6 protein-coding genes are annotated in these 10,502 nt (G+C 38.0%); 2 read left to right on the top strand and 4 right to left on the bottom strand.

Going from position 1 to position 10,502, the window contains the following annotated elements:
- A partial coding sequence (locus tag AC33VI_RS16040; RefSeq protein ID WP_491783272.1) for a hypothetical protein occupies positions 1–1,311 on the top strand: 1,311 nt, incomplete at its 5' end.
- A gap of 17 nt (positions 1,312–1,328) precedes the next feature.
- Here the strand turns inward: AC33VI_RS16040 and AC33VI_RS16035 are convergent.
- A complete protein-coding gene (locus tag AC33VI_RS16035) occupies positions 1,329–2,123 on the bottom strand; it encodes an eCIS core domain-containing protein (RefSeq protein ID WP_491783271.1) in 795 nt (264 codons plus the stop codon).
- A gap of 160 nt (positions 2,124–2,283) precedes the next feature.
- Here AC33VI_RS16035 and AC33VI_RS16030 point away from each other — a divergent pair, with 160 nt between their 5' ends.
- Positions 2,284–4,263 (top strand): ATP-binding protein, encoded by a 1,980-nt coding sequence (locus tag AC33VI_RS16030; protein WP_491783270.1) that lies wholly within the window; start codon positions 2,284–2,286, stop codon positions 4,261–4,263.
- A gap of 59 nt (positions 4,264–4,322) precedes the next feature.
- Here AC33VI_RS16030 and AC33VI_RS16025 read toward each other — a convergent pair whose 3' ends face one another.
- The 3 genes from AC33VI_RS16025 to AC33VI_RS16015 all read right to left on the bottom strand — a co-directional run.
- Positions 4,323–5,603, bottom strand: coding sequence for a DUF928 domain-containing protein (locus AC33VI_RS16025; protein WP_491783269.1), 1,281 nt, complete (start codon positions 5,601–5,603; stop codon positions 4,323–4,325).
- Between the two features lie 82 nt (positions 5,604–5,685).
- Complete coding sequence (locus AC33VI_RS16020; protein ID WP_491783268.1) at positions 5,686–10,020, bottom strand: CHAT domain-containing protein; 4,335 nt, start codon at positions 10,018–10,020, stop codon at positions 5,686–5,688.
- 50 nt (positions 10,021–10,070) lie between these two features.
- Positions 10,071–10,502, bottom strand: a 432-nt coding sequence (locus tag AC33VI_RS16015) for a DUF8756 domain-containing protein (protein WP_491783267.1), incomplete at its 5' end; no start/stop codon positions are given.

Below are 10,502 nucleotides of genomic sequence, written 5' to 3'. Positions count from 1 at the left end.
TTAGAAAAATCTCTAGTAAGATTGACTCCCAAGCAAATTACCGAAATTAAATTAGAAGTTCGACCCAACTCTAAGCAGAAAAGACCTTTTTTAGCAACTAAGCAATTTAATTTTCAAGTCGATCTAATAGATAAAAACGACCTTCCAGTACCTAAAAATTTACCTCTAAAAAGCAGTTTGTTCTGGCGATCGCGTCCTCTGTGGCAATTAATTTTAATATCGGCTGTACTTCTCGGTCTTATTGTTAGTTGTGCGTGGTTTATATGGGAATTACTTAAATCGGAAGAACCCAAAGTTACTTTAAAATCAGAAACAACCGAATACGAATATGGACAAAATATTAGTGTCAATTGGTCAGTAGAAAATCCTCAAAATCTAGAAAGATTAATTATCTTCGAGCGAGATTTAGGGGCAAATACTATCAATACTAAATGTTATATTTTTACCAAACCAATAAATCCGCAAAATTGTGCATTAATCAATCAAAATAATTTACCTAAAAAATGTCAAATCAATAATAATAAAATACGTTGTAAAAACATTATCTTTTATCATGCTAAAGATGTTAAAACTTATATTTTTCAGCTAGAAGCACTGACTAAACAAGGCAAAATTATTAAGCAAGAAACTGAACCAATAGCTATTTTACCCAGACCGACTTTAACTATATTCGATCCCTTAACACCTGATGTAACTAAATCTGGAGTCAAACACAATATTAAACTGTCTTTTACAATATCCAATATCAATAATTTTGTCGGGGAAGATGAAATATCTTTAATTATTAATAACAAACTGCAAGCATCGCCAATTATAACTCCCCAGAATATTAGTGACTTTTGTTCGGCAACCAAAGGCGATCTCTATTCATGTAACATAGATATCCCTAACCTTACCGATGGAAAATATAGTTTGGGAATCGAGCTACAATCCGATTCCGATGGACGCTTGGATAAAAAAATAGAAAAGTTTATCCTACCAGAACCAATTCTAATTAAAACACCAATTAAATTAAACTATTTTAAAATTAACAACTCTGATAGTGGAACTTTACAAGTAGAAGCAGATCAACCAATTTGGGTTAGTTGGTCGGTGACAGGTAAAAATGCTCAAGTCCATCTCGACTGTATTGGAGGAAAATTAGACTTGCAAGGCAGCAAAAAACTCAATGTTCCAGAAAACACAACCCAAAAATGTACTTTAAAGGTATTTGATAAGGAAGGAACGCTTATAATTGATGGAATAACTCTGGGCGTTAAAGTCAAAGAACGTCCTAAACCAGTGGAAGCCGAATCAACCGATATTCAGTAAATTAAATTTGGTGCGGTTTAATCTCCTCCTCGTTGTTGAACTACATGGGTTAACTCGTGTGCTAATAATGATTTACCTTCATCAGTATCGGGACTGTATTTACCCGCATTAAAATAGACATCTTGACCGTGAGTAAAGGCTTGGGCTTGAATATCTTGATTCATTTGCACCGAACTACTATCGGTGTGTACTTTGACGTTACTAAAATCCGTGCCAAAACGAGATTCCATAAAAGCTCGTGTATCATCTGATAAAGGAGTACCACCACCTTTACTATTATTTAACTGTTGTTCTAAGCCATCCGTGCTGGCTGTTGCACTATCCGATTTAGCCTGTACTGGTTCTTCTTCCTCTTCTTTGGGCATTTCTTCCCGTTGCACCATAGGAGTAATGACATTAGCTAGAGATTTAGCTTGTATCTTTTCCTCTTCCTCTTCTTTGGGCATCTCCTCCCGTTGTACTTCGGGTTTCATTTGCATCTCCTCTTCCCTATCTTCTTGACGTTGTATGGGTTGAGGCATATTCATTACCTGTTGGGAAACTCGGTCTGCTTCTTGTTCGTATTGGTCTCCTGGTCTTCCAATGGTTAATTTAGTTTGTAAGGAAGTGGGATGATAAGAAAGGGGAATTTTACTGAGATTATGCCCGTATTTTCTCAGCCTTTGCCTTGCCTGAATATGGGGCAGAGATTTACTCTCTGAAAATTTTTCTGGAGAATTATCTCTTAGAGGAGATTTTGTCTGTAAGTTAGAAGATGTAGAGATAAAACTCGAATTTAATAATGGTTTTTCTACTTTGTAATCGAAGCTCATAGTTAAGATCGCCTCCAGCAAATCTAACCGTTTTATCTGAAACGAGAAATAATCGGGACTCTTTACCTTAAATCTATTATTTTTTCAGCCTAAATTCACATTAATTAGACGAAATTTTAAAATAGTTTACTTTTTGTAGGACAAATTAATTTTATTACTAATGGATAGCGTAATAATCGCCGATAACTGGCAAGAACTAAATAACAACTACTTAATGCAGGAATTGTCTAGGATTCAACAAAGACTTTACGATAAAATAGCTAGTAAAGAATCACTTACTATTGAAGCTCAAAATTTTAATTTAGACGATAGAGAATTATCAAAACTTATTCCATCTTTTACTCTGGAAGTTATTTGCGATCGCTTTAAGTTATCCCCGTTTGAAAAAGATATCTTATTACTTTGTGCGGGAATGGAAATAGATCGAGCTTGGGGTTTATTATGCGGACAAGCCCAAGGAAGCGATCTGACTAATTATCCTACTTTTAGTTTGGCTTTATCGACTTTAGATAATCCTCATTGGGATAGTATAACTCCCCATTCTCCTCTAAGGCGTTGGCGACTAATTGAACTTAAAGATAATAGTAATAGCTTGACTACCAAAGAGTTAGTAATTGACGAACAAATTTTACATTATTTACTAGGAACAAAGCATTTAAATGAAAAGTTAATGGGACTACTAGAGATAGTTGACGATAGACATAGTTTAGTACCATCGCACCAAAAGATTGTCGATAACTTAGTACGAGTTTGGTTACAAGTAACAGATTTTCCCATTATTCATGTATACGGTCAAGATACTGCTAGTAAACGAGCGATCGCCACTGCTATTGTTAAAAAATTACAGTTTAATCTTTATGCAATTTCTGCTGAAATATTACCCAACGATCCCAGTCAACTCGATCTCTTGAAATGTTTTTTAGAACGAGAATGGCTACTCAATCAAAGTGCTTTTTTTCTTGATTGCGATTACTGGGAAAATAGCGATCGCGCTAAGGAAACATTGATATCTTTATTACTAGATAATTTGGGTTGTCCTATGATTATTTCTAGTCAAGAACGCCGTCACCCCAGACAAGAATCTTTTATTACTATTGAAGTAAAAAAACCTACTCCCCAAGAGCAAAGATGCTTGTGGTCGGAGTCTTTAGTAGAAACTATTCCCCAATTCAACGGAAAAATTGACGATCTAGTCTCTTATTTCAATCTTAATTTACCTACCATTGAAAGTATCTGTTTGCAATTAAAAACCCTAGAAACTAATGGCAGCGATCAACAAAATATTAACGAGCAATTATGGCAAATGTGCCGTATTCAGTCTCGCCCTCACTTAGAACAACTAGCACAAAGAATTGAATCTAAAGTAACTTGGGAAGATCTAATTTTACCAGAATCAGAATTAAATATTTTACGAGAACTAGCTACCCATATTCGTCATAAAGAGCAAGTTTATCATCATTGGGGATTTGCCCACAAAAGTGCTAGAGGCTTAGGAATTAGTGCCTTATTTGCTGGTGCTAGTGGTACGGGAAAAACTTTAGCAGCCGAAGTATTAGGCAATGAATTACAGTTAGACGTTTATCGCATTGACTTGAGTTCTGTTGTTAGTAAATATATCGGGGAAACAGAAAAAAACCTCAAAAAAATCTTCGATTCAGCAGAAGGATGTGGTGCAATTTTATTATTCGATGAAGCTGATGCTTTATTCGGCAAAAGATCGGAAGTAAAAGATAGTCACGATCGCTATGCCAATATGGAAGTTAGCTATCTATTACAAAGAATCGAATCCTATCAAGGATTGGCAATTTTAACTACAAATTTAAAAGACGACTTAGATCGCGCTTTTTTACGTCGTATCCGTTTTATAGTCCAGTTTCCCTTTCCCGACCGCCTCCAGCGCATAGCCATTTGGCAAAGAATTTTTCCCGATCGTACTCCCACCCACAATTTAAGTTTTGAAAAATTAGCTAAATTAAACGTTGCGGGAGGTAACATTCGCAATATTGCCATTAACGCTGCTTTTTTAGCTGCCCACAGTCAGGAATCAGTACAGATGAAACATATTTTACAAGCTGCACAAAGTGAATATTCTAAGCTAGAAAAACCCTTAACTGATAATGAAATTAAAGGTTGGATTTAATTGATTAGTGACATTCTGTGACACTGCATCAGAGGGCGGAATTAAAGCTATTGATTGCTCTAGTTTGACTCGATATATTGGATAGGCTCGCCAATTAAATCGTCAAAACCAATAATTTTTAGAACTTGATTCCAGTCTTTTTCTAAAGTGGGTTCTCCTGGGGCTTGTTCTCTTTGCAAAGCAATCATTTTGAGAGCATCGAACCAGACTCCCGACTCAGCATAAATTACGGGATGTTGGTCTACAGGGGCGGTTTCTAGTTTGTCAGTAAGTTGAGGATTATCTGTAGATAGTCTTTTCATGGAGTAATTCAGGGACATTGAAGTTTCTTCAGTACATTGGATATTGATCCGCCATGTATATTCTTGTTCTTCTTGTAGTGGGTTCGATTCTGAAGCAGGAAGTTGAAAAGCAATAATACCAGGGCGATCGAGGTTTAGGTTTTTTGTATAGAGAGTAGCATCACCTAAAGTTCTGGATTGACCGTTAACTTCTATCATTTTTGAGCCTACTAAATCTAATGAAATAGGAACAGAGCCTGATTCTATTCCAGGGAAATACCAGAAGAAATAAGGATAATCATCGAAAGTATAACCCAAACCATTTTCAGGCGCGATCGCTCTCATGTTTTCTCCCGCTTGAGTGCAAGCTTCATCTTCGTTACCTCTAATTGCCCCTATACTACTAGAGCCATCTTTTCTAATTGTGGGTAACCCCTTAAAAGCAACGGTTCTTCTAGATGATTCAGCCTTTGGGATTATAGTGGGTGATGTATTTTCTGATTGATTAGGACTGTTTGTTCTGTTTGTTGGAGATTCTCGACTAGTTGTAGATTGTCGAATAATTCTAGTAAAACCAACATTAATTCTTTCTCCCACATTAATTCTATTGGGACGAGAAACTAGGTGAGGATTGTAATCTAGTATTTTGTTTAAGCTTAAACCATGACGAATGGCAATTCCCCCCAAAGTGTCGCCCCTTCTGACAGTATATTTATTTCCCGAAGATGCTGAATGAGAAGATGGTTGAGAAATAGAGGTTGCGCCACTAGCTCCTAAATTAATCATTTCCCCCACATAGATTAAATTAGGGCGTGATTTTAGCTGAGGATTGTAATTTAAAATTTTAGACAAACTCAAGCCATTGCGATAAGCAATTCCCCCTAGAGTGTCTCCCAATCGCACTCGATAAACACGAGCCTGGGCGATTAGATCTCTACTAGATAATTCCGTTTGTTTCCGATCGATAAGATTAACAGCAACAGTAGTGGAGCTATTACTACCAATTAAGCAAGAAGCTAATGCGATCGCGGTACTTATACCTAAAATTTTGCGTAACATCTTCTCATCTCTCCAGAATTCTATGGCAAAAATACATCAGAACAGGGCAGTATCGGGTTTAATCTGTTGGAAACTATATAAATTACCAAGGGCTACCAATAACGGTAAAAGGACTCCAGTAGTAAGGATGGGACAAATCAATGGCTTGGGCTGCATTGTCTAATAATTTGGCAACTACGGTTTCTGGTAACTCAATTACTAGTCCCCGAGCGGTAATTATTTGAAGATTTTCTAGATCGAGAGAATCGACTTCGATTTTCCTAACATTATTTTTTAGTAAATCTGCAACTACATTGTCTGGTAACCGTATATCTTGACCCTTAATACTAAGAATTTGACGCTCTTGGAGATTAGTTTTATTGACCCTAATGTCTCCGATATAGCTTTTTAGGGAATCTGCAACTACATTGTTTGGTAACTCGATAATTTCTCCCCAACTGGTAATCATTTGCTGATTTTTGAGATCGATGGTGATTTCCTTATTCCTCATTGCGACTTGAGCTAATCTCAAGGCTTCTGCTTTGAACGGAGAAGTTTGCAATTGACGATAAAATTCAATCATTAAACTGGGGGTGGTCAGATCGCTAACTTTCCATAAGCTACCCACCGCCGTTTTTACTCCCACTTTGATCGCTAATCCAGCAAAGCCTAATTCCGCATCAGTGTTACCAAAAGCAGAGCGACAAGCGGATAAAACTAATAACTCTAAATCCTTAGCTCCTACTTGCAGATCGAGCGATCGCAATTCGTTTAAAGTTAGCTTCTGATTGTATAGCTGAATGTAGATATCATCTGTATTTTCCGTGCTAAAGTCAGCATGGGTCGAAAGATGCACAATCGGTACATTATTGCGGTCTAGATTAGTCTGAAGATTTTCGAGAGTAAATTGCTCGTTGAGAATCGGTTCTTGACCACCACGTAGATTGACAATTTGCGGTAGCTCCACTTCTACTGCATTAAGATCTTTTTGATGTTGATCTGCCTGAAACTTAGAAGCTCCTAAAGCCAATACCGATGCCTGTTGAACATCTTTACCATAAGTAGTGTTCATCAAGTTAATGCTAGGAGCAAGACCGATATTGTAACCTTTTTGAATTAAGAATCGATCGGTACTGATATCATAAAGGGCAGCTAAGGGAAGAGAACGTAATTTTGGCGGTAAAACAAATAGTAAATTATCAATTTCTCTGGTTTTTAGTTCTTCTTCAATACTCCGAATTAACCATTCATGGAGTAATAAGGCTGGTTCTTGCCAAGCTATTTGCCCCCTAGAAACCTCATTATATAATTTTCTGGCTTGTGTTTCTACTTCCCCACGAGTGACATCTACAGGAACAAAAATCGGTTCTCCTTCTGGAGTGACCACTAAGATTTCCAATTTATCGCTTGGTTGAGCAGCAAGACAAATTGTTGGTTCTACTTGAGTTTCATTTAATCCCAGAGCTTCTTGATATTCTGCGGTCAGACAACTTTCCGCTCTAGCAAAATATTGGTCGGGGTTATTAGTTCTTGCTTTGATTTCTGGAGAAGTAAAACTAACATAAACCAATGCAGGTGTTTGGGCTGCTTGCCGTTCGATTTCTCTGAGAATTGTTCTGGCTTGAGGAATAGAAGCAATCTCCAGTTTTTGAGGGAGGTTATTAGTTGCAGTCGCAACAGTTTCAACAGGAGATGATGTTTTAGAATCGAAATTACCTAAGTCATTATTATCTAGCTCTGGTTCTGGTGGTTCTGGTGAATCGACCGAAAAGATCCTAATATTCCCTCTTTGTTCGGTGAACAAGAAAGAACCATCGTTTATTTGACTATTTCCTCCCCCACTAATTGCTCCGACTGTTCCGTTGGGGTTATTTTGTTGTAAGAGATTGGGATTAGCTACTTCAAAAGGAATTTCGCCATTACCACCATGTCTGATGGCGATCGCTTCCGAACTCGAACTATTGGTCAAAATACTAGTGGGAACTTCATTGTTAGTAAAACTATTGTCGGCAAAAAATAAACCAGGATTGTCATTGTCAACATTGACTTGAATATCGCCTCCATTGTTATTATTTCCTTCTGCACGAATACTACCGACTCGAATATTGTCATCTTCTCCAGAATTAAGAGTGACATCTCCACCATTGCCGTTGCTACCCCTAGAATCAATATTTCCAGTGTTAATAGTAGTAGCAGAATCGAGATTAATTGCACCACCAGTTGTTCCAGAACTGTCTATATCTCCTGTGAAGATCGCTCCTTCGGTGCTGTTTAGAGTAATATTTCCTTCACCTGAATCTATAGAAGAAAATAGTTCTATTCCTTCATCAATATTACTGTTGCCAGTTAAAGTAATATCTCCTCCACCTGAGTTGATTGGAGAATCTGAAGATATCCAGATTCCGTCTTCATCACCCCCAGTAGTACCAGTGCGAGTACCAGTTAAAGTAATATCTCCTCCACCTGAGTCTATTGGAGATCTGATCTTGATCCCGTCATCAATGTTGCTAGTACTAGTACCAGTGCGAGTACCAGTTAAAGTAATATTTCCTCCACCTGAGTTGATTGGAGAACTTATATTGATTCCATCAGCATTTCCATCATCTGTGTTTTCTATTTCATTCTGTCTTCCGATAATTTCAATATTCCCACCATCCGTAGAGATAGGTTGATTGATTTCAACTCTACCTAGACCGTTACCTACTATGTTTGCGTCATTATCTCTTTCTGCATCTGCAATTAAGGATAAGTTTAAAGTATCAGTAGAAGTAGTAGTGTCACTATCAAATATTTGTCCTTGTCCAGATGAATCCCCAATTATGATGTTATTTGCTGCCTCAAAAGTTAAAGTACTTTCGCCCGTACCATCAAAATCAAGATCTGCTGCAAGGGTAATATTTCCATCTTGATTTCCTGTAGTTCCTGTAGAGACAATCACATTAGAACCATTTTCAAGAGCATTTTGAATAGTACCAACAGCAATAAGAGCATCATCTTCTATAGCGGTGAAAGGATTGTTTTCGTCTATCCGAAGAAAATTGAATCCATCTATAGCATTGACTATAGTGACATTATGAGGATCGAGCAACCAAGTTCCCCCAACACCATTGGTTGCTGAAGTATTAGGACTGCTGGTAACATCCAAAAATCCAGAACTACTGGTTTCCACAAAACCACCATCACCTGAATTTAAACCACCTTTGGCACTAATATCACCGTGGACTCTGGTGGTACTGTCAGACCAAACAATTACTTCGCCACCATCACCATTTTGCAGGGCATCTGCTTTAATTGTTGAATTGCTGTCAACTAAAGTAACCTCGGCCTTGGGTACTGTTCCCTGTCCTTTATAATCTCCACCGACTAATACTTCTCCGCCTCCAGCATCTCCAGAAGCATCTACATCGGCATCAATTAAACCAACTTTATCCCCTAAAATATTTACTTCTCCACCAACATCTCCAGATTGAGTATTACTACTCGCGTCAACTGTTCCCGAAACTATAGTTGTTCCTGGTTCATTGGGAATTACAGTATTAGAATCAGCTACAGTAACATCATCGTTGGCTGCAACTGCTAACCCCGTATCTATATCTACAGGTAATCCCCTGAGCAAGTTGGGCAGATCGGTAACTTGAATTGGTAAAGCTTCCCCGTCAGAGTTTTGGGGGATGGGTACTTCTAAGCTTAATAATTGTCCTTCTTGAGAAATGCGGACGCGGTTTGTTCCTGGGATGGCAGCAACGGTAATATTACCGCCTTCGGTTTCAATATTGCCTGTATTAATTACTTTGCCACCAGTTAACGAGATATTACTATCTTCTGCTACTGCTAAATTTCCTGCATTAAGAATTACTCCTGATTCGTCACTGGCAAAGTTAAAACTGTCGGGATTTCCTACTAGGTTGAGGTAGTCATTAGTTCCTACGGCATTAAACAAACTATCTCCGAAACCAATACCTGTGGCAGTGGTAGCAGTGAAGTCTCCAGGGACATTTAGAGTAGCATTATTACCAAAGATAATACCCGAAGGATTCATTAAAAATAAGTTAGAGTTGCTCCCAGTAACTTGAATTAAACCATCGATAAGAGAGGGATTACCGCCGTTAATGCGTCCTAAAATATTCTGAATGTTGGGATTTGATAAAAAATTGGCGATTTGCCCTGCATCTAGACCAAATTCTCGGAAACTATGAAACAGGTTTTTGCCATCTCCCGATAATGTACCGCCGTCGATGTTGAAGCTACTACCATCTTGGGTAACAACCGTCATTGTGCCATCACTGTTGGGAATAATCTGTTGAGCAGAAGTTGGCTTGATCGCGCTCGCCGTACTTAAGGGAATTGCAGTGATTAATATTATGATTTTTAAGATACTGGCAATGGCTTTTTTTAAATAAAGTTTTTGTTTGAGATTGACAACAACAAGAGAGATCATGGCTCTTACTCCTACAATTTGCAACAGATGTAACGACTAACCACTAACCACTAACCACTAACAATTAATAAAGGTGCGATAAACTTTTGATAATTAGGACTATTTTTATCTGTATCTACGGTTAATAAACTCTCTACTCCATCAACTTGTAGACGAGCTAAATATTCTCCAGCAGCAATGGGCGCAATTTCGGCAATCAGGCGATCGCTGTCAGCTTCTAGAGGGGGAATTTTAAAGTTGTATTCTCGATCTCGCTCTCCAGTAATCGAGTTAAGCAACAGACTCAAACGTTGTTTTTTGCCGATAGTTGGTTGAGTGACGATACTAACTCTGACTGTATATAGTTCCTCTCCGATAGGGGTTACAGCCTCTACTGCTAGCTTCTGGAGCGTCGGCAATAATACCAGAGGAAATACATTAGATTCATTGATTCTGCGCTCTTGACTATTGCGTTTAATAACTTGAATTCCCTGTACTCCTGC

The organism is Waterburya sp., assembly GCF_058530065.1.
The sequence above is the reverse complement of the archived record's forward strand: the minus strand, read 5'-3'. Positions and strand labels throughout refer to the sequence as shown.